18 protein-coding genes are annotated in these 19,990 nt (G+C 62.1%); 11 read left to right on the top strand and 7 right to left on the bottom strand.

Features of this window, described 5'->3' with window-relative positions:
* Window positions 1-29 precede the first annotated feature (29 nt).
* Window positions 30-1,205, bottom strand: coding sequence for an MFS transporter (locus CP557_RS20505; protein WP_169924425.1), 1,176 nt, complete (start codon window positions 1,203-1,205; stop codon window positions 30-32).
* 200 nt (window positions 1,206-1,405) lie between these two features.
* On the opposite strand from CP557_RS20505, the gene CP557_RS20500 reads away from it, so the two are divergent.
* From CP557_RS20500 to CP557_RS20490, 3 genes are all read left to right on the top strand, one after another.
* Window positions 1,406-2,032, top strand: a complete 627-nt coding sequence (locus tag CP557_RS20500; RefSeq protein ID WP_097381879.1) for an MBL fold metallo-hydrolase — start codon at window positions 1,406-1,408, stop codon at window positions 2,030-2,032.
* Between the two features lie 68 nt (window positions 2,033-2,100).
* Window positions 2,101-2,889: an MBL fold metallo-hydrolase gene (locus tag CP557_RS20495; RefSeq protein ID WP_097381878.1), complete on the top strand. Its 789-nt coding sequence runs from the start codon at window positions 2,101-2,103 to the stop codon at window positions 2,887-2,889.
* 224 nt (window positions 2,890-3,113) lie between these two features.
* The gene (locus CP557_RS20490) at window positions 3,114-4,070 is read left to right on the top strand and encodes an NADPH:quinone reductase (RefSeq protein ID WP_097381877.1); all 957 of its coding nucleotides are present in this window, start codon (window positions 3,114-3,116) and stop codon (window positions 4,068-4,070) included.
* Window positions 4,071-4,164: 94 nt separating this feature from the next.
* Here the strand turns inward: CP557_RS20490 and CP557_RS20485 are convergent, their stop codons facing one another.
* Window positions 4,165-4,383 carry a hypothetical protein gene (locus CP557_RS20485; protein ID WP_097381876.1) on the bottom strand — a complete coding sequence of 73 codons (219 nt, stop codon included), beginning with the start codon at window positions 4,381-4,383 and terminating at the stop codon, window positions 4,165-4,167.
* A gap of 488 nt (window positions 4,384-4,871) precedes the next feature.
* Between CP557_RS20485 and CP557_RS20480 the strand changes: the two genes are divergently transcribed.
* Complete coding sequence (locus CP557_RS20480) at window positions 4,872-5,420, top strand: carboxymuconolactone decarboxylase family protein (RefSeq protein ID WP_097381875.1); 549 nt, start codon at window positions 4,872-4,874, stop codon at window positions 5,418-5,420.
* Window positions 5,421-5,616: 196 nt separating this feature from the next.
* Here CP557_RS20480 and CP557_RS20475 read toward each other — a convergent pair whose 3' ends face one another.
* Both CP557_RS20475 and CP557_RS20470 read right to left on the bottom strand, forming a co-directional pair.
* Window positions 5,617-6,408 (bottom strand): SDR family NAD(P)-dependent oxidoreductase, encoded by a 792-nt coding sequence (locus CP557_RS20475; RefSeq protein WP_097381874.1) that lies wholly within the window; start codon window positions 6,406-6,408, stop codon window positions 5,617-5,619.
* Window positions 6,409-6,579: 171 nt separating this feature from the next.
* Entirely contained in the window at window positions 6,580-7,362 is a 783-nt protein-coding gene (locus CP557_RS20470) for an SDR family NAD(P)-dependent oxidoreductase (RefSeq protein ID WP_097381873.1), read from the bottom strand.
* Between the two features lie 169 nt (window positions 7,363-7,531).
* Between CP557_RS20470 and CP557_RS20465 the strand changes: the two genes are divergently transcribed.
* A complete protein-coding gene (locus tag CP557_RS20465; RefSeq protein ID WP_097381872.1) occupies window positions 7,532-8,509 on the top strand; it encodes an amidohydrolase family protein in 978 nt (325 codons plus the stop codon).
* Window position 8,510: 1 nt separating this feature from the next.
* Here CP557_RS20465 and CP557_RS20460 read toward each other — a convergent pair whose 3' ends face one another.
* Window positions 8,511-9,386, bottom strand: a complete 876-nt coding sequence (locus CP557_RS20460; protein ID WP_097381871.1) for an NAD(P)-dependent oxidoreductase — start codon at window positions 9,384-9,386, stop codon at window positions 8,511-8,513.
* 178 nt (window positions 9,387-9,564) lie between these two features.
* Between CP557_RS20460 and CP557_RS20455 the strand changes: the two genes are divergently transcribed.
* The 4 genes from CP557_RS20455 to CP557_RS20440 all read left to right on the top strand — a co-directional run bounded on the left by CP557_RS20455 (window position 9,565) and on the right by CP557_RS20440 (window position 12,997).
* Entirely contained in the window at window positions 9,565-9,993 is a 429-nt protein-coding gene (locus tag CP557_RS20455; RefSeq protein ID WP_097381870.1) for a cupin domain-containing protein, read from the top strand.
* A gap of 595 nt (window positions 9,994-10,588) precedes the next feature.
* Window positions 10,589-11,272, top strand: a complete 684-nt coding sequence (locus CP557_RS20450; protein WP_169924424.1) for an AzlC family ABC transporter permease — start codon at window positions 10,589-10,591, stop codon at window positions 11,270-11,272.
* Window positions 11,269-11,601 carry an AzlD domain-containing protein gene (locus tag CP557_RS20445; protein ID WP_211290266.1) on the top strand — a complete coding sequence of 111 codons (333 nt, stop codon included), beginning with the start codon at window positions 11,269-11,271 and terminating at the stop codon, window positions 11,599-11,601. Before CP557_RS20450 ends, CP557_RS20445 begins: the two co-directional genes overlap by 4 nt.
* Before the next feature lie 199 nt (window positions 11,602-11,800).
* Entirely contained in the window at window positions 11,801-12,997 is a 1,197-nt protein-coding gene (locus tag CP557_RS20440; RefSeq protein ID WP_169924423.1) for an MFS transporter, read from the top strand.
* 55 nt (window positions 12,998-13,052) lie between these two features.
* On the opposite strand, the gene CP557_RS20435 is transcribed toward CP557_RS20440, so the two are convergent.
* Window positions 13,053-14,057 carry an amidohydrolase family protein gene (locus CP557_RS20435; RefSeq protein WP_097381866.1) on the bottom strand — a complete coding sequence of 335 codons (1,005 nt, stop codon included), beginning with the start codon at window positions 14,055-14,057 and terminating at the stop codon, window positions 13,053-13,055.
* 1,008 nt (window positions 14,058-15,065) lie between these two features.
* On the bottom strand, window positions 15,066-16,748 hold the full coding sequence (locus CP557_RS20430) for an acyl-CoA synthetase (protein ID WP_097381865.1): 1,683 nt from the start codon (window positions 16,746-16,748) through the stop codon (window positions 15,066-15,068).
* 434 nt (window positions 16,749-17,182) lie between these two features.
* Here CP557_RS20430 and CP557_RS20425 point away from each other — a divergent pair, with 434 nt between their 5' ends.
* Window positions 17,183-17,986 (top strand): N-acyl homoserine lactonase family protein, encoded by an 804-nt coding sequence (locus CP557_RS20425; RefSeq protein WP_097381864.1) that lies wholly within the window; start codon window positions 17,183-17,185, stop codon window positions 17,984-17,986.
* Window positions 17,987-19,011: 1,025 nt separating this feature from the next.
* The gene (locus CP557_RS20420; protein WP_097381863.1) at window positions 19,012-19,821 is read left to right on the top strand and encodes an aldo/keto reductase; all 810 of its coding nucleotides are present in this window, start codon (window positions 19,012-19,014) and stop codon (window positions 19,819-19,821) included.
* Window positions 19,822-19,990 lie beyond the last annotated feature (169 nt).

The following is a 19,990-nucleotide window of genomic DNA, read 5'->3' as shown; positions in this document are numbered from 1 at the left end:
AGGATTCACAGCTCGGCGAAACGCCGGCGTTAGCCGAGGGTGCTCGAGTCGACCGATTCCGGGCTCAGAAGTATCGCCACGATACCCACAAGGCCAAGCAGGATATTGAACGCGAACGCGGCGGACCACGAGATGGCGTTGATGAGCCAGCCGCCGACGATCGGTGCGACCAGCGCTCCGCCGATCGCGAAACTCGTGGCGACCGCGAGACTCGTCCCGGTGACGTTCGGCGGGACGATTTCCTGGATGTAGATGAAGTACAGTCCCCCGGCCAACTGCAGACTGAACCCGACTGACAGCAGGAAGAGCGCGAACACGGACTGAGTGACCGTTTGGGTCAGCACCGCAATGACCGGGACCGAGAGGAGAAACGACGCGATGATCACCGGCCGTCGACGGGTTCCGAGACGGTCCGAGAGCCAGCCACCGCCCGGACGCGCAACGATACCCATGAACGGGATCAGGGCCGCAATTCCCCCTGCTCCCGCCAGCGACAGTGCATGGACCTCGGCTGCGAACGTCGGAATCCAGGTGTTGAGAAAGAGATACATCGAATTAGTGCACAATGCGGCTAGGGAAATCAGGAGCACGGCCGGGTTGGAAAGGGTCTCCGCGAATCCACGGAGGGAGATGCTCTCCGCATCGTATGACTGGTCCTGTTGGATTCGTCGGAAGAGCAGATAACCCAGGAGCGTAATCGTCGCGTAGACCGGAAAGACGGCTTGCCATCCGACCCGTTCTGCGATGAGCGGCGACCCGAGTTGACCCAGTACGAACCCAACCGGACCGCTCGCGGTAAACGCCGTTACTGCCGTCCCTTGATATCGTGGCTGGACGACCTGTCCGACGATCCGGGCACTGGCGGTAAAGAGAACACCACCAGTTATTCCCGCGACGAATCTGACGGCGAGAAAGGACTGATAGCCGGTGAGAGCCGTCCCGACGAAAACGGCGGCGACGAACACCGCAACGCTCGCGAACATCAGGGACCGAACGTCGACCCGATCGATGAGGTATCCGGTCGGAAGCTGAAAGACCAGCCAGCCCAGGTAGACAACGCTAATCGAGAGTCCGGCGTCGGTTCTACTGATATCGAACTCGGACAACAGGAGGGGCAAAACGCTCGCCGGCGAAATGAGATACGAAAAGAACCCGGCGGAGATGAGCGAACACGCGAGGACGGAGAGGACGGCCGTCCTCTTCATACTGGGGCCTCCATGTGTTGGAGGCAGTCTCTCCTCCCCCGGCTTAAAACCATACGAAAGGGTCGTCGAAAAGGGCTCGTTTGCCCCTCTCGTCCGTGATACGAACGCGGTATGGCCGCCGCGACATCCGGCGTTGCGCTCGTAGTGTCCCCCATCATACATAAACAATTGTTTTATATTTGCGGGCGAAATAGCGGAGTGTGCCAACAGAAGTAGTCGACGGTGTGTTCGACATCACGAGCCTGGTAGAAGAGAGCGGCAAGCGATATCGCGTGTTCCTGTTCGCCGAAGGGACGCCGACGATACTCGATGCCGGATTAGCCCAATCGGCGGAGACCGTGATCGACGCCATCGACGACCTCGGCGTCGTCCCCGAGCGACTCATCATCACGCACGGAGACGGGGACCACATCGGCGGCTTCGACGCACTCGTCGACGAATACGACCTCGAGACGTGGGTGCCCGAACGGACGACGGCCGCGACCGAGACCGAGCCGACGCACAGGTACGGCGACGGCGACACCATCGGCCGCTTCACCGCGGTTCACGCGCCCGGACACGAACCGGACAATCACGCCCTCATCGACGAAGACGCCGGCATCGCGGTAATGGGCGATGCGGCCTCCGGCGCGGACCAGCGGGGGCTTCCAGCGGGCTACTTCCACCTACCGCCCGCCTACTACTCGAAGGACCTCAATCGCGCCGAGGAGAGCCTCGAGCGATTGCTCGAGTACGAGTTCGATGTCGGGCTCGTGTTCCACGGCTCGTCGGTCACCGAGAACGCTCGAGAAAAACTCGATCGGTACGTCAACTTCCCCGGAAAATAGCGCCCGCTTCGTCGTTCCGAACTGGGAAAAACGATCGTTTGAAGGGGCGGCCGGACGAACGACGGGGTATGGTAGAGGTAACCGTTCTCTCGGACAACACCGTCGCCGAATCCCGGCCGGTGGGATTGGTCGGCGAGTGGGGATTCGCGGCGGCTGTCGGCGACGTACTGTTCGACACTGGACAGTCGGACGCGGCGTACCACAACGCCGGACTGCTCGACTGCGAAACCCGATTCGACACGATCGTACTGAGTCACGGACACCAGGACCACACCGGCGGCCTGCCCGAGTTCCTCGTTGACGAGCCCACGGTCGTCCTCCATCCAGAGGCCTGGACGCCCCGATACAATCACGGCGACCACATCGGCCTTCCGTACGCTCGAACGAAGATCGAGCACGAGGCCGACGTCGTCGAACACCGAGACCCCCGAGAGGTGTCGTCGGGAATCTGGGCGCTCGGGGAGATTCCACGCGAGTACCCCGACAATCCAGCGGGAGAGAAACCCGTCGACGGCACACGGGTCGGAGATCACGTCGTCGACGACCAGTCACTCGCGATCGAAACCGACGACGGAGTGGGACTCGTCCTCGGCTGCTGTCACGCCGGACTCCGCAATACCGTCGAATACGCAGAAGCAGTGCTCGAGGACGACGTTCGAGCGATCATCGGCGGAACGCATCTCTCCGGAATGGATCGAGCAGACGTCGTCGAGACCACGGACTGGCTCGTCGAGAAACAGTCGGTGGACCTCGTGGCTCCGGGTCACTGTACCGGCTTCGAGGCGGAGTCGATCCTGCGATCGAAACTGAACGATCGGTTTCGCTCCATCGGCGTCGGGACGACGATCGACCTGTAACACCAGCGTTCCCACGAGTCGCCGTGTTCCTGACCCCTCCTCGCGAATTCACGGCGGAACGTCGCGACGGGACCCGTTTCGTATCCGATCCGAGGGTGTGACGGCTCGATGGTCGGTACGGACTGTTCGAATCGACAACCGAATGGGCTGGGACATCGGGCGGAGAGACGGTCCGTCGCAACGATATCTGTAGGATTTTATAGTTTGCCGACAGAGGATACCGTATGCGTGCTATTCGATACCACGAACACGGCTCACCGGACGTGCTACGGAGCGAGGAGATCGAACGACCGAGCCCGAAACGAGGCGAGGTGCTCGTCGCTGTCCGCGCAGCAGGCATAAACCCCGTCGACGCCAAATTTCGGGACGGAACGTATCCGCAGGGACCGCATCCGAAGATTCCCGGCTCCGACTTTGCCGGCGTCGTCGAAGCCGTCGGCGACGACATCGACGAGTTCGCGGTCGGCGATCGCGTCTTCGGGACGGGACTGGGTATCGACCGGCAGGGAACGTGTGCGGAGTACGCGGTCGCGACGACGACCCACCTCGCAAAGCTCCCCGACGGGATCGCGTTTACCGTCGGTGCCGGAATCGGCTTGGTCGGCGTGACTGCCTGGGAGGGACTGATCGAAACCGCCGGGCTCGCCGTGGGGGATCGCTGTCTCGTCCACGGCGGGAGCGGCGGCGTCGGACACGTCGCCGTGCAACTCGCGTCCGCAGCCGGTGCCTCCGTCGTCGCGACTGCCGCCGAGCAGTACCACGATCGCGTTCGAACGCTCGGCGCTGACACCGTTCTGTCGTACGATCGACCGGACCTCGCGAGTGCAATCGGCGATGCGGGTGCCCCAGACGTCGTTCTCGATCATCGAATCGATCAACACATCGAGTTGAACACCGAGATCGCCTCGCAGGGAGCGCGGATCGTCGCGATCGACAGTACGGCACCGGAACTGCGGTATCCGGATAGCGGCCTGGCTCGAGCGAAGATGCACACGTTACATCACTTCGCGATGATCTCGCTGTCGGACTACTCGTCGGCGCTGAAACTGATCGCACGCCTCCTGGAGTCGGGGAACGTCACCGCCGAGGTGGCACGGACCTACGACCTCGCCGACACTGGCCAGGCCCACCGCGACGTCGCCGAGACGAGTTTCCTCGGGAAGGCCGTCGTCGTCCCCTAGTCCCTCGAGTCGACGGAGGCCAGCAGGGGACGCCACGGGGGCAACGGGTGGAAGGCGGGCTTCGAGAATCACTCGAGCGGCGACAACCGTCGTGTTACTCCGTCGAACGTTCGCCGCGGTCCGGAAGGCTCCGGTAGGCGAAGTAAAAACAGGAGAGGGCGAGGAACGCGTTCCAGAGGATCACAGTCGTCGGCGATGCCGCCATCCCGAAAATCGTCCCCGAACCGGTTCCCAGGATAGCAGTAACGAGATTGCTCAATCCGAACAGTCCGACGAGGATCCAGAAAACGGTGTTCCATAGCGGTGAAACCATTACGCTCGATACTTGTACCTCCGGCGTCTTGAAGACTTGCATCCCTCCTCCGGCGTCTCGAAGACTTGCATCTCCGCTCCGGTGTAGACGACTCGTCACCCTCCGGTCGGAGGGGCGCGTCGTCCCCGAGCCAGCAGTAGTCGCGTCGGTCGCGCCGGTGGGTCAGCGATCGTTCGGGGAGTGTCCCGAAACCGCCATCCGCTCCGGACCGATCCCGACGAGCGACGCCGCTGTTCGGCCTCGAGTTCCTGCTGTGTCCCTATCCCGAAACGCCGGGAATCCGCATCAGCGACCACGGGCTCTACGATGTGGGCGAGCGAGAGCAACTGGACCTGTCCATCTGATCTCGCTCGCCGCCGTTCCGAAGACGGACCCACGAAACGACCTGTTTCGATCGATCGGAAACTGACCGAGACCGTGTCGTAACCGGAACCCGCACCTCCGCGGGAACGGGAAGGACTATTGGTTCGGATGCGGATGAGAGGAGTATGTCTCGAGTTCCGTACGTGACGGCAACGGACATCGATCCCGAGTATCGCGAACTCATCGTCTCGTCGCTCCAACCCGGAAAGACGTTGAACGTCTACAGCGCGGTCGGCAACAACGAACGGGTCCTGGAAGGACTCCGAGGGTTCCTCGGCGCACTGTGGAATCACTCCGGGCTCAGCGACCGGCAGCGAGAGATCGTCATCCTGACGACTGCCTCGGAAATAGCGGAGCCCTACGAGTGGCACCAGCACGTCGCTATCGCGACGAACGCGGGTCTCGTGGCCGAAGAGATCGACGCTATCGCTCGCGACGATCGCGCAGTCTTCCCGACGACGGAGCAAGCACTGATCGCGTACACGCGGGCCGTCGTTCGGGGACGCGTCACGGAGTCGCTCCACGAGGCAGTCGCCGAGCGGTTCGACGAGAACGCGATGGTCGGGATCGCAGCCACCGCAGCGGGATACCTCGCGCTCGGCCGTGTCATAGACGCGTTCGAGATCGAAATCGAGGCCGACGACGAGTTCGTCGGCTGGGAAGTCGACGACTGACTGGCGGGCGCTCGGCTCGCCGACCCGGAGCAGTAGTCCATCGCGTCGCCTGTGGCTCGATCGATTCGGCCCTGGATTCGAACCGTCGTCGAGCGGACTCGCACAACACTCCGTCCGTTGACAACACGTCGTCCGTTGAACCCTCGAGCCGAGAGGTCTCGGAACGGCCGATGGCGAGTCGAGCGGGTGACCGCGCTCACATCGTATAGGGAGATCGCGTGAGTTCCAACCCGCCGTCGACGAGGATACTGGTGCCGGTGATGTAATCCGCTAGATCGTACGCGAGGAAGAGACACGCGTACGCGATCTCCTCGGGCTCGGCCGGGCGATTCAACGGATGGTTCTCCAGCTGGTGGATCCGATCGATTTCGCCGCGTTCCTGTTTCTCCAACAGCTCCTCGATGCGGTCGACGCGGGTCAGTCCCGGAACGATCGAGTTGACCGTGACCCCCTCCTCGGCCATGGTCGCGGCGAAGCCGCGGGTCAGCGCGAGGACGCCGGCGTTCGTGCCGCCGTAGAACGTCATCGCAGGGATGCCGAAATACGCCGAGTTGCTCGAGACGTTGATCACCCGCCCCCGATCGGCGCTCGACGCGACGAACTGCTCCCGCCATCGCTGGGTGAGCAGAAAGACGGCTCGGAGGTTGACGTCCATCATCGCGTCGACCTCCTCGAGGGACTGCGCTTCGGGCGGGTTCGTGAGGTTCAACGCCGCGTTGTTGACCAGGATCTCGGAGCCACCGAACTCGCGGACCGTCGTCTCGACGAGGGTTTCGATCGCCTCGACCGATCTGAGATCCGTCGGAACGGCGAGTCCCTCGACGCCGTGGGCTTCCACGTCGGCTACCGTCTCCTCGATCTCCGACTCCGTGCGAGCCGCCGCGACGACGTTCGCACCTGCCTCCGCGAACGTCAGCGCGATCTCTTCGCCGATGCCGCGGCCGGCACCCGTGATGAGTGCCGTCTGGCCGGAAAGGTCTAACTCCATAGGACACCGTTTCCGACACTGTCGTATAGAGGTTACTGTCACGATAGTGAGTTTTCCGAAGGCGGAACCGAAATGACGTTCGACGGCCGGCACGGACGGAATCGACCCTCGAGCACGAACCGGTAAACGACGGGAGTCGCGGTTGTCGTCGAATCGAACGGGTGGCGACCCTTACTTGTAGAGGCCCGCAGTGAAGCCGACGCCGCCGTCGACTTTCAGCTGTTCGCCGGTGATGTACTCGGAGAGGTCGGAGGCGAAAAAGAGGCAAGCATCGGCGATGTGACGTGCCTCTCCGAGCTTCCCGAGTGGAACGCGATCGAGCGCGTAAATCTCGTCTCCCTTCCGCTCGATGAGATCGGCGATCCTGTCGATTTCGATCAGCCCGGGGATCACCGCGTTCACGGTAACGCCGTCGTCGGCGAGTTCGGCTGCCAACCCCCGGGTGATACTGTTCACGCCGCCGTTCGTCCCGGAGTAGAGCGTCATCTGTGAGACGCCGAGTTTCGACGTCAGACTCGAGATGTTGATGATGCGCCCCTGTTCGCGATCGCTCTCCCGGAACGCCTGGCCGAAGCGCTGGGAGAGCAAGAACAGGCCGCGAACGTTCACGTCGAGCATCGCGTCGACTTCCTCGAGCGACTGGTCGAGGGGCGGACTGGTGAGGTTCAACGCGGCGTTGTTGATGAGGATCTCCGGCGTTCCCCACTCCTCGAGTACCGTATCCATCAGCGAATCGATCTCGTCGACGTTCCGGAGGTCGGTCTGGACGGCCATCCCGTCGACGCCGTACTCCTCGACTCGTTCGACCGTCTCTTCGATTTCCGACTGCGTTCTCGCTACTGCGACGACGTCCGCGCCTGCTCGTGCGAACGTCGTCGCGATCGTTTCACCGATGCCGCGGCCGGCTCCGGTCACTATCGCTGTCTGTCCCGAGAGGTCTATCTCGACTGTCATACGACAACACGTACTTAGGGGGCCATCAAATAGTTTGCCTTTCGGTATCCCGTCACACGCTTTCGACCGAGAGTCACGGCCGGAAACCAGTGACGGAGACTCACTCAGCCCGGGACCGAACGGGGAACACAACGGTTATACGACGACATTCGGTATCTGAAACCGCGTTATGATACCACCGAACACACCCGACCACCACGTGATCGATTTCGGCGCCCACATCTATCCGGAGGAGTACCTTCCCGGATCGGATGACAACCCGGACGCGGATCTCAACGAGTTGCTCGGCCCGATCCATCACGATCCCGCCGTCTTGCTCGAGCGGATGGACGCCGCCGGGGTCGACGAGGCCGTCCTCTCACAACCCTACTACATGGGCGACGGCGACGCCGAACTGGTCGCCGAAACGAACGACGCACTGCTGTCGATGATCGACGCCGAAGATCGATTCTACGGGCTGGCCGCACTCCCCGTCGCGGCCGGCGGTGAGACGGCCGCCGCCGAACTCGAACGCTGTCTCGAGGCGGGCTACCACGGCGGCGCGCTCGAGACGAGTACGCAAGGGATCGAACTGACCGACGAGGAAGTCGAGCCCGTCCTCGAGGTGGCCGACGCGTACGACGCACCGCTGTTGGTTCACCCGAAAATCGACGACTCGATCCACCCCGATACCCTCGACGATACGTATCGACTGAACGCGGTCTTCGGGCGCGAAGTGGCGCTCTCTCGAGGGATCTGTAAGGCGATTCACACCGGGCTGCTCGATCGGTACGAAAACCTCGACCTGGTCTTTCACCACCTCGGCGGGAACATCGCAGCGATGCTCGGTCGCGTCCACCTCCACCACGACATCGGCCGCTGGCCGGGCCAGGAGTCGATCAAATCCTCCGCGGCGTTCAAACGGCAACTCGAAGAGCGCGTCTACGTCGATACCTCGGGCTTCTTCGGCTATCACGCCCCGGTCCGAACGGCCCTCGAGGAGTTCCCGAGCACGCAGCTGCTGTTCGGGACGGATATTCCCTACGAGCCGCGGACGGACGACGAACTCGAAGCGTTCGTCGCGACCGTCGAAGACGTCACGTCGTCGACGGACGCAACGCGAGTTCTCGGGCAAAACACGCTGGACCTGTTGGCGAACGTCGACTGAGCTACTCCTCGGAAAGCGCCTCCATGAGTATCGAGTAATCGTCCTCGCTGTGTCCCCGATCGATGGCGTACCGATATCGCCCGGCGACCATCTCCGAGACCGGGAGTTCGAACCGTTCTTCGTGGCCGAGTTCGAGTGCGTACTCGAGGTCTTTCAGCGCACCCTCGACGGTAAACCCCGGTTCGAACGACCCCTCGAGAACGTTCGGGAGCTTCGAAGCGAGGATCGACGACTGTGCGGCACCGCTGTCGATGATCTCGAAGAGTTCCTCGCGGCCGATCTCGAGTTGCTCGGCCAGCGCGAACACCTCGGCGGCGAGCGCGTAGTTGCCGTACGTGACGACGTTGTTGACGAGTTTGATCGCCTTCGCCCGGCCGGGCTCGCCGACGTGTTCGATCGAGGTCCCGATATGGTCGAGGGACGGTCGCAACCGCTCGAATCCGTCCTCGGTGGCACCGACGAGGACCGTCAGCTCCGCATCGCGTGCGGTCGACGGAATCCCGATGACCGGACAGTCGACGACCTCGACGTCCAGACCGCGATCCTCGAGGTCCGTCTGAATCCGTCGAACCGTCTCGGGTTTGACCGTGCTCATCTCGACGACCGCCATCCCGTCGGTCAGCGACTCGAGGATACCGTCGTCGCCGAAATACACCGCTTCGACGGTTTCGTTCTTCGGGAGGGACGTGAACACGATGTCGGCTGCGTCGACGAGTTCCGTGACCGACTCGGCGCTGTCCGCCCCGGCGTCGACCAGTTCCGCGACACGATCCTCGTCGATGTCGAAGACGATGACGTCTTCACCACCGGCCATCATGTTCTTCGCCATTTCCGAACCCATTCGTCCGATACCGACAAAACCCAGTCGTTCGGCCATACGTGAACACCTCTCTGGACGTATATAGTAGTTGTGAGTGAGCTTCCCACACACGGTCTCCGGCGGCGGAGAGTGGGTCGGATGGCCGCTCTCGGCTGGGTGTAACAGTGAGTCACGAGAACATGTAACATTCTTTTCGATTAAGTATATGCACGTGTGCTGTCAAACACCACACGCAATGGCACAGGACTTTCCGGACGTCGAACCGCAGGACTGGGTGATCACCGAAACGGAGATCCAATGGAGCATCGACGTCGAGAACATCCCCTGGGAGGACGATCCCCACATGGAGCTGCCGGAGGGTGTTAAAACGTATACGGTGAATTCGAACGAAGCGGAAGGGCGCGCGGACTTCTTCATCCGCTTTCCGGAGGGGTACATCGAACCCGAACACACCCATCCGTCGGCCCACGCGGTCATGATCATCGACGGAACGATGACCGTCCACGGCCACACGCTCACGTCGGGGGACTACATTTACGGACAGAAACTGCCACATGGTCCGATGGAATATCACTCGGAAGACGCCGATTATGGCTGTCTGGTGTTCGCATCGTTCGTCGGCGGCTCTCCCGCCCACGAGTGGGACGAAGATCCGAACGAGTGAGGTCGTCCCCGATTCCGGAACTGGCCGCGACGCTGGCGGCACCTTCGCGCTGAGTAACGGCAGCGGCTCCGTTTTCTGCTCGCGCCATCGTGAACGCGCAGCGGGAGTCACGACTCCCTCATCACGGAGTGTTATTACCGTCACTACGACCGATACGATAGCGTGTCAAACATCACAACAGTGGACCGACCGTCTCGAGAGGTGTCCCAGCATACGGAATTTTCTGTGTTCCATGCCACCACCACACAGAATAGAGACCGGGGCCTACGAGGAAAGCCATCGTCGGTGAACCGATTGGATTACGACCATACCATTGTAAACCAGCGGACCACCGCCGGTTCCGAGCGCTCGTAGCGACGGTCGCACCTCACAGAGGTGTTGCACATTTCGGGACAACAGGTCCGTCCCTGTCCACATCGTCAGTACGCTGGTGGGGTAGCCACTGAAAGTCGATGCACACCTGATCGCATGATGGCGTCGCGATCAGTGTCTCAATCGTTTCAGTGGCGACTGCAGTCATCGGCTCGACGGTCGTCCGACGGTGTAGCGATTTCAGAACGGAAGTTATTTCCACCGGGTGGGCGTCTCGAGAGCCGTGTCCGCCCGCCACGAATTCGCGGCTGGTGCACGGGATCTGCTCCCGGCACTCGTGAGTCTCTTTCCGATCGCCGTGATTATCGGGATTACCGCCGTCGAAACCGGTTTGACGACCCCACAGGCGATCTGGATGTCCGTCGGGATCTACACCGGCCTCGCACAGGCGGCGATGCTCGAGTTGATGAATGCCAGTGCTTCCATGGTGGTGATCGTCGCTGCCGGAGTGATCATCAATCTGCGGCTGTTGTTGTACAGTGCGTCGCTCGCCCCGTATTTCGACAGTCAATCGTTGAACGAGCGTATCTCGCTTGCATACCTCAACATCGATACGGTGTATGCGCTCTCCATTGCGACGTTCGAAAACGGCGGCACCGACGAAAAGGCGGCCTACTACGTCGGTGCCGGCGTCGCCTCGTGGGTCGTCTGGCAGTCTGGCACGCTCGTAGGGCTTTTCTTCGGGGGCATCGTTCCGGACGGCCTGAACCTCGAGTTCGCGATTCCGCTGCTGTTCATCGCCTTGCTCGTCCCAGTTCTCAACGACCGACCCGCGATCGGCGCGGGCGTAGCCGGCGGCAGTGTGGCGGTGTTCGCAGCCGGCCTTCCGTTCAATCTCGGCCTGATCGTCGGGACCCTCGCCGGGATACTGGTCGGCGTCTTCGGGGAGCGACGGTGGTCGACGTGAGCACGCCGATCTCTGCGGGAACGGTATGGGCGATCATCGTGACCGTTGCGGTCGTCACGTTCGGGTTTCGACTCTCCTTTTTCCTCCTCTTCAAACGGATCGACGAGGTGCCGCCGTGGGCCGAGCGCGTGCTCAGCTACGTTGCACCAGCGGTACTCGCGGCGCTCGTGGTGCCGGATCTCGTGTCTATCGACGGCGGCGTCTCCGTCGTGAATCCACGTTTGATCGCCGGAATCGTCGCCGGCTTCGTCGCGTGGCGGACCGAGAACCTCGCAGCGACCGTCGCGGGTGGAATGGTCGTCTTCTGGATCGCCCGCGGGTTCGCGTGAGTCACTCGAGCCGACGCCGAGGAGGAGGGCCCCGGGCTCGTCGAGCCTCGGGTAGAATCGAGCGAAATGACGGCTGGAGCGCCGGTTTTCGAGCGGGTCGCTCGACCCGGACGACTCTCGAACGATGGCTTCCCCGAGAGTCACAGCAATTTATACCGGATTGCGTTGCTTCTTGCCATCGGCTGATAAGGTGAGCGCAGTGAGCTATTTGAAGAGGATAGTCGGCCGACCGTACGGGGGCACGCAAAACGGGATCTTGGGGTTGATCGCGTTCGGCTGGTTTCTCACGCTGGGAACCCGATTTCTGTTACCCGCGATTCTGCCCCAGATCAGGGGAACCTTCGAGATCAGCAACACGACCGCCGGGTTCGCGATCACCGTCGTTTGGGTCGGGTACGGGATCATGCAACTTCCGGCCGGAGTGCTCGTCGATCGGCTCGGCGAGCGCCTCCTCCTGAGCCTGAGTCTCGCCCTGGCCGGGGTCAGCCTCGGTCTCATCGGCGTTGCGCCGGTTTTCGGCATCTTCCTCGTGGCGTGTGGGTCGTTCGGACTCGCAACCGGCCTCTTTGGCACATCGCGTGGCATCGCCCTCTCGCGGTTCTTCGAGCCCAATCCCGGTCGGGCGTTCGGCATCGCTCTCGCTGCGGGGAGCGTCGGATCGGCTGCGCTGCCGTTCGTCGGGAGTGCGCTCACCGATATCGCCGGCTGGCGGTTCGTGGTCGGGCTCTCGGTTCCGCTGTTCGTCGGGACTGCAGTGGGGACGTGGGTGACGATTACGCCACGCTCCCCGCAGGAAACCGAGGACGGCGAGTTTTCGCGTGGGGAACTGTCCGAATCGCTCCGACGGACGTTCACCGATCGAGCGGTCGTCGCGGGGTTTCTCGGCATGGTCGTGCTGCTGTTTACGTTTCAGGCATTGACGTCGTTCCTGCCGACGTATCTCATCGAGCAAAAGACACTGGACCAGGGGACGGCCAACGGACTGTTCGCACTGTTCTTTCTCGTCGGTGCAGGATTCCAGTTGCTCGGCGGTAGCGCAACGGACCGGTACGGAACCCGGCCGGTCGTGCTCCTCGTCGCTGCCGCCGCAGCGCTCACCATCGGTCTGCTTCCGTCGTTCGGGGGATTGCTCCCACTGACACTATTGATCGTCGTGACGTCCACCCAAGTCGCGGGCCCGTCGGTGATGAACCCGTATATCATCGACAACCTCCCCGACGAAGCGATGGGAACCACCTGGGGGCTGCTTCGAACCGTGTTTTTCGTCGTCGGGGCCACCGGCTCGACGGTCGTCGGCTGGCTGTCGGATCTCGGCCGCTTCGACGAAGCGTTCTACCTGCTGGCGGGCCTGACTGCCGTCGCCACGGCCATCTTCGCGCTCCTTCCGAAACGGTGAGCGTGACCCCCAGATCGGGGAGAACTCGAGCGCGTCTCCGCCTACCGAACCGGTTTCAGTCGACGTTGGCCAGCAGATCGAGCGCGTTGCCGCCGAGGATCCGTTCGGAATCCGGCGTTCCCGTTTCCCGTTCGATCAGCGTGACGTAGTCCTCGAAGTCCTTCGGCGTTCGCGCCTCGAAGGGGAAGTCGGTCCCGAAGAGCAGTTGCGACGTGGGGAACTGCATGAGTGCGCTCCTGAGAACGTTGTGATAGGCGTAGAACCCCGCCGTGTCGATGTAGATCCGGTCCTCGAGTTGGGCCTGGAAGGAATCGAAGTCCTTGACCTGGCCGCCGAGGGGCTCGCCTTTCCGGTCTGCCCACTTCTGTGGCGGAAACTTCTCGAGCATGAGCTGAGCGCGACCGAGCATCCCTGCGATGTTGCCGCCGTTGTGGTGGTAGACCAGGTTCAGATCCGGATGGCGGTCGAGGACGCCCGTGTGGACCACTTTCGCGATACTCGCGGCGAGTGCGACTTCGCGACCGAACGTCGCGTTCAACAGCCACGTATCGTCGAGCGCATCGGGAGAGAGCGAGTCGTTGAGTTTCGGATGGACGAGAATCGGTGCGTCGTATTCCTCGGCGACCTCGAAGATGGGCTCGACCGCCTCGTGGTGTGGTTCGATCCCATCCGAGCGCGTCTCGAGTGCACCGCCGTGGTAGCCCGCCTCGAGGCAGCGTTCGAACTCCGCGGCGGCGGCCTCGCCGCCCGCAGCCGTCGGAATCGAAGCCAGTCCGTAGTAGTTCTCGCGCCCGTCGATCCCCTCGAGGAGGACGTCGTTCGCGTGCCGCGTTCGGTCGACATCCTCGTGACCCATGTAGTACGGTTGGGAGAGAACGGCACCGTCGAGTCCGGCCTCCTCGTAGTGGCGAACGTACGTATCGAGGTCGCGATAGACCGGTTCGCCGATGTCGTCGTCCATGAACTGGTTGAAGAATTCGGTCTCCGGCGGGTCGTCCGGGTGGATGTGCGCACAGAAGTCGATGATCGTTGCGTCGGTCGTATGTACTCCTCGAGACATAGTAACAGGCGACGCAGCCGACTATCAAATAGTTTACCGTGTCGAACCGGCGGCACATGTCGGCGACGCGAGCGGCGCGGAAGGCGACGGAGATGGACGCGACTACTGCGGCGGCCGTGAGTACAGCCCATCGTAGGCGCGACCCGACTCAGTCCGTCGGAAGCCACCTTACAGCGGGCCATCGAACGGTTCGATCGACGTCCCGTCGATGTCACTCCGTCACCCCGCCAATATGACCCGAGTCGGTCAGAGAGACACCGATATCGATGTGAACGCCCATCGTGAAGCTCTTGTCGGAGCTTCGCACGGGAGCGTCGCGCAACTTCGGGTCTCGACCGGAACGATCGAGCGGAGCGACAACAGAGTACGATCGTTGTACCAACTACGACACAGTTGTTACTCGAGAGATTGTAAAGAGTTTAGTATATAGCCACATATCGTTTTTTAGATGTTTCCGGTCGTTTCGGTCCCCGATCCACATCGAGCACAACGCAATTCGAGGTGACGACTGTCGTCGGTGTCCTTCGACGAGCGACCGCGACGACAGCCCATGAGACCGTTTTCGAGCGACAAACACAAAATCGGACTGGTGGCAGTATCCGGACACATGTAGCAGATCGGATCCGAACCTAAAGGCAGCAGCACTGTCCGGACGGGGTCACACCGTACCGACCGTACGACGATCTGCTATCGCCCGTCGATGGCCGTCTACTACGGCTTGCTGTCGACCCGTCCTGGACGCCGGATTGTGGAGCGAGGGCGAACCCGCTCGAGCAAACATATAAAGAAAGATCAATATTCAAAATCGTAGTATATAGCCCGTTCGTGGTTCATCATATCACTATAAACAGTGACTAGATTCCTCCTTGCGCAACGACGGCCGGTTGGCGGACTCGGGAACCGATACCGATCGCTCTATTTCGTCCGTCTCGCCTGGTGCTCGAGTCTCCGAACGAAAACTCTGTATCGACGCGTATGGGACTCATACGCACCCGCAATCGCACCTTGCTACAGCCCTTCGCGTTCACGAAGCGACGCACGCCGAACCTTCCCCGTGGCGGTCGTGGGCATCTCCTCGACGAACTCGATGTCTCGAGGGTACTCGTATTTCGCCAATCGGTTGCGGACGTGTTGGCGGAGCGTCTCCCTGGTGTCGTCGGTGGGTTCGTAGCCGTCGGCGAGGACGACGAACGCCTTCGGGACCTCGCCGCGTTCGTCGTCGGGAACGCCGATAACGGCGGCGTCGGCCGCCGCTTCGTGACCGGCGATGCTGTCTTCGACCTCCTCGGGACCGATCCGATAGCCCGCCGAAATGATGACGTCGTCTTTGCGACTGACGAACGCGACGTAGCCGTCGTCGTCCATCCGACCGAGGTCCTCGGTGAGCAACCAGCCGTTCCTGACCTTCGCATCGGTCTTGTCGGGTTTGTTCCAGTATTCCTTGAAACAGACCGGGTTATCGTCGTAACGGACGGCGATTTCGCCAACCGAACCCCGGTCGACGGTCGGTTCCGCCGTGTCGGGATCGACGATCTCGATCTCGTGGCCTGGGCCCGGCCGACCCATGTACCCTTCGCGGAACTCGGTCAGTGCCGTACAGCCGCCGACGAGCAGGTTCGCCTCGGTCTGGCCGTATCCCTCGTGGACGGTCGTTCCGCCGAACGTGTCGTCGGCCCACTCGACGATCGACTGGCCGAGCGCTTCGCCGCCGCTGGCGATCGTTCGCAACGTCCCCACGTCGTAGCGGTCGGTGTCCTCGACCTGCATCATCATCCGAAGCGCCGTCGGCGGTGCGAAGAAGTTCGACACGCCGTAGCGCTCGATGATCCGGAACGCGTCCGCGGGGTCGAACTGGCCCCCATTGTACGCGACGACCGGTTTGCCGTAGTACAGCGCCGGGAAGACGACGTCGAACGTCGACGCGATCCAGGCCCACTCCGCCGGCGTCCAGAAGACGTCGCCCTCCTCGAGACGCATGTTTCCGAACGTGGTGATGAAAAGCGGCAAGTGCCCGAGGAGCAGCCGCTGTGCGTGTCGGACGCCTTTGGGATCGCCCGTCGTTCCCGACGTGTAGATGAGGACGGCATCGTCCTCGCGGTGGGTGTCGACGACGTCGAACTCCCGGTCGTAGTCCTCGATCGCGTCCCAGCAATCCGCTTCGCCCTCGTCGGGCCGCGGATCGACGTCGCCGACCGTCAGCGTCGTCTCGAGGGAGGGCACCGACTCGCGGGCCTCACGGAACGCGTCGACGTTCGACTCGTCGACGACCGCTGCGACGGCATCACAGTCGTCGAGTCGATACTGGAGCGCATCGGGCCCGAACAGCGTCGACAGCGGTACCGACATCGCACCCAGCTTCCAGGCCGCGATGTGGGCGAACACCGTCTCCGGCCGTTGTGGCGCGTTCACGCCGACGCGATCCCCTCGCTCGACGCCCTGATCGCGGAGGTAATTCGCCAGGCGATTCGTCACGTTCCGCAACTGCCAGAACGTGTAGGTGTCCTGATTGCCCGACTCGTCCTCGGCGAACAGGGCGACCCGGCCCTTGTCGTCGGCCCACCGGTCACAGAGGGAGGTGGCCATGTTGAATCGATCGGGCACCTCCCATTCGAAGGCGTCTCGCAACGCGTCGTAGCTCTCCCACTCCTCCTCGTAGAAGTGATAGGCATCCAGGCGGTTCTCGTTCGTCATGGGTTGATGTTTCGTGGCATGCGTTATTAATCACCCTGTTCTCGTGTCACACAGTGACAGCAGTTCGTTGTCGTCCCGATTATAAAAACGTCGGTGAGGGTCAGTGGCCATCCCGCCCTCGTGTCGAGAGTCGGGAAACGTGCCGTGGTATCGTTCCGCGACTACCGAATTTCGACGGGTGAGCCGTTCGATGCGTAATCAACAACTCGTGTTGCATACTATATCAAAGAACCAACATACATCTAAAATTGATGATTCCGGGGTCGAATCGCGAGTGCCACCGCACTGGGGAGTCGCGACCGTCGCAATTCCAAAGCGGTTCGATCGTCGTCCCAGTAGCTCGGCCGAAATCGGGGTACTCTTCCGCACGCCGGCGACGGTGAGAGGGGTCAACCAGTGGACAATTTTAATAATGATGCATGCAAACAAAAGTCATGGTCAATGCAACCATTTCGCTCGTCGATCGAGGCCACATTCGGACGGACATGAACTTCCTCATCGAGAACCACACGATGGGGTCGGCCGTCGACCGAAACCCGGACACGGAGATGATCGAAGGGCCGGTCTACAACCTCGTCATCGACCACCCCGAGGCGACGATCCTCTGGGATACCGGTTCACATCCCGATGCCGGCGACGGCTACTGGCCCGCGGAACTGTACGCGGCGTTCGAACACTACGATGCGGACGAGCACGCGCTACCGGACGCCCTCGAGGAGGTCGGCTACAGCCTCGACGACATCGATGCAGTCGTCCAAACCCATCTTCACCTCGATCACGCCGGGAGCCTCCATCGGTTCGCGGGGACGGACGTCCCCGTGTACGTCCACGAGGACGAGATGAAATACGCGTACTACAGCGCCAACACCGACGCCGGCTCGAGCGCGTACGTTCCCGCCGACTTCGATCACGATTTGAACTGGCAGATCGTTCACGGCGACACCGAAACCCACTTCGAAGACGTCGAGTTGCTCCACCTCCCGGGCCATACACCCGGCGTGATGGGAACGCGCGTCGACCTCGACGGCTACGGGACGGTCGTTTTCACCGGAGATCAGGCGTACACGCGAGCGAACTACTTCGACGAACACCCGATGGGTGGCGAACTACTGTGGAGCAAACGCCACTGGAAAGAGAGTCTTCGTCGCGTCCAGGAACTCGAGCGTCGGACCGACGCCGACGTCTACTGCGGGCACGACCCCGACGACATCGAGGAACTTCGGGCCGGCCTCCCCTGACCGAGCGCCACTGCTCTCCGAACGCGGATCCCCGGACGATCGCGCTCGAGCCATCCCTCCTTGGAGGACACGGATGCATCCGTGTCGGATGGGGAGGGTGCACTCGAGGCGGTTGGGTAGTATCACGTCAGCGGCGACAAGGGAACCGAACGAAATCATAGGTATAACGGTAGGAACGAGAAAGCATTCTATTTGTTATAATATTCGATCACGGATTTCGATCGGAATCGCGGCAGTGATCTCCCGACCTCCCCTGCTCGTCGCAACCTCGTCGACACGAGTTCGTGGCCTTCCGCAGCACCAAAATTTATATATCCTGCGTGATATGGTAACATGGAGGTGGGAGACGCCACGCTCGAACGATTCGCAACTGTCGATCGGTCCAGTTACCCACAGCGATGGCGGAATACGTGCCACCCAGTTCGTTCCGTTTCGGGTTTGTCATACCCCACGCGAAGCAACGGTTTCGAGCGCCACGGGGGGCGTGACCGCAGCATCGGTCCACACCGTACACCCGCCTTCCATCCCACTCGACCAGTATCCGTGAGAGGTGCGTGAGCCACTAGTCGGCTGGGCACTTCTCGCTTCGATCCGCTCGCTTCACACCGAGACCGTGTCCGATGGCATCCCACCGGTCGAGTGAATCGCCTCGACTGCGCCGTACAGTTCGATCGCATCAAACACCTCGTCGCGGCCAGCGATACGATCGCCCGACCACGAAAGAATCGATCCGGAGGACAGCCGTAATCGTGGGCGAGAACGCCACTCCGTCGCACAGAGTAGGAGAACCGACCGTCGGCGCTGCCGTCGTCACCCGCCGATTCGGACCTCTCGGAAGTGCCTCGAGAGGAAGACGGCTCGAGACCCAGACCGTGGGGACGCTCCCGATAGTTCTCGGCGACCGGCCGCGGAACGATATCGCGGCGAGCCAAGCGATCGTTGTTCAGTTCGCACAAGTTCGGAGAGCAGGGGTGTTGCTCCACGAGACGGGAAAGTATAAGGCCGACTCGCCTGTTGTGTCCGCTATGTTCGACCGAGAAGCCTACAGGCTTGGATTCGGGACGTACAGCCTCACCGGCGAGGACGGTATCGACGCCCTCGCTACGGCGATCGACTCGGGGTACCGGCACCTCGACACCGCTCGCCTGTACGGGAACGAAACCGAGGTCGGAACCGCCATCGAGACGGCTGCCGTCGATCGCGACGACCTGTTCGTCGCGACGAAGATCGCCCACTTCGAGGAACCGGAAAAGACGCCGGAGTACGTTCGAAACGGCGTCGAGGAGAGTCTCTCGCGGCTCGGAGTCGATACGATCGACCTGCTCTACCACCACTGGCCCCGCGGGGATGACGAGATCGAGACTGTATTGCCGGTCTTCAACGAACTCGTCGAAGCGGGGCACGTCGAGCACGTCGGCGTGAGCAACTACACGCCGTCCGATCTGGAACTCGCCGACGATCTCCTCGAGCCGTCGCTATACGCGGCCCAGGCCGAGATGCATCCGTTCCTGCCACAGGACGATCTCCGTGCGGCCGTTCGGGATCGCGATGCGTACTTCGTCGCGTATTCGCCGATCGCGCAGGGGGACGTGTTCGACGCGCCCGCGATCTCGGCGGTCGCTGACAAACACGACGTGAACGAGGCCGTGGTCAGTCTGGCCTGGCTCCTGTCGAAAGACGGGGTCGTTCCGATCCCGCGGTCGGAGACGTCGGACCACATCCGGAGCAATCGGGACGCACTCGACGTCGAACTGGACGACGATGATATCGAACGAATCGACGGCATCGACCGTCGTCTGCGGTGCGAAGACCCCTCCTGGATGGAGTGGGAATAACCGGGTCCCGTGTCGATGGTCCGCGTGGCGTGAACGGATCCGTCCTCGCGCTCGTGCTCGTTTTCGATCGTGATCGGTCCGTCAGAGCCGATTTCCGCGAGCGCTTCGCCGACGGCGCCGAAGTCGATGACTCCGTTTCCGAGATCGACGAACGACGCGAGGAACACGA

The sequence above is a fragment of the Natrinema ejinorense genome (assembly GCF_002494345.1).
GTDB classification, from domain to species: Archaea; Halobacteriota; Halobacteria; order Halobacteriales; family Natrialbaceae; genus Natrinema; species Natrinema longum.
The sequence above is the reverse complement of the archived record's forward strand: the minus strand, read 5'-3'. Positions and strand labels throughout refer to the sequence as shown.

Coding starts and splice junctions, on each gene's coding strand:
- CP557_RS20485 (WP_097381876.1), bottom strand. CDS start 4,383: ATGGTTTCACCGCTATGGAACACCGTTTTCTGGATCCTCGTCGGACTG.
- CP557_RS20460 (WP_097381871.1), bottom strand. CDS start 9,386: ATGGCCGAACGACTGGGTTTTGTCGGTATCGGACGAATGGGTTCGGAA.
- CP557_RS20425 (WP_097381864.1), top strand. CDS start 17,183: ATGGTCAATGCAACCATTTCGCTCGTCGATCGAGGCCACATTCGGACG.
- CP557_RS20505 (WP_169924425.1), bottom strand. CDS start 1,205: ATGAAGAGGACGGCCGTCCTCTCCGTCCTCGCGTGTTCGCTCATCTCC.
- CP557_RS20430 (WP_097381865.1), bottom strand. CDS start 16,748: ATGACGAACGAGAACCGCCTGGATGCCTATCACTTCTACGAGGAGGAG.
- CP557_RS20480 (WP_097381875.1), top strand. CDS start 4,872: ATGTCTCGAGTTCCGTACGTGACGGCAACGGACATCGATCCCGAGTAT.
- CP557_RS20490 (WP_097381877.1), top strand. CDS start 3,114: ATGCGTGCTATTCGATACCACGAACACGGCTCACCGGACGTGCTACGG.
- CP557_RS20465 (WP_097381872.1), top strand. CDS start 7,532: ATGATACCACCGAACACACCCGACCACCACGTGATCGATTTCGGCGCC.
- CP557_RS20495 (WP_097381878.1), top strand. CDS start 2,101: ATGGTAGAGGTAACCGTTCTCTCGGACAACACCGTCGCCGAATCCCGG.
- CP557_RS20420 (WP_097381863.1), top strand. CDS start 19,012: ATGTTCGACCGAGAAGCCTACAGGCTTGGATTCGGGACGTACAGCCTC.
- CP557_RS20435 (WP_097381866.1), bottom strand. CDS start 14,057: ATGTCTCGAGGAGTACATACGACCGACGCAACGATCATCGACTTCTGT.
- CP557_RS20470 (WP_097381873.1), bottom strand. CDS start 7,362: ATGACAGTCGAGATAGACCTCTCGGGACAGACAGCGATAGTGACCGGA.
- CP557_RS20455 (WP_097381870.1), top strand. CDS start 9,565: ATGGCACAGGACTTTCCGGACGTCGAACCGCAGGACTGGGTGATCACC.
- CP557_RS20475 (WP_097381874.1), bottom strand. CDS start 6,408: ATGGAGTTAGACCTTTCCGGCCAGACGGCACTCATCACGGGTGCCGGC.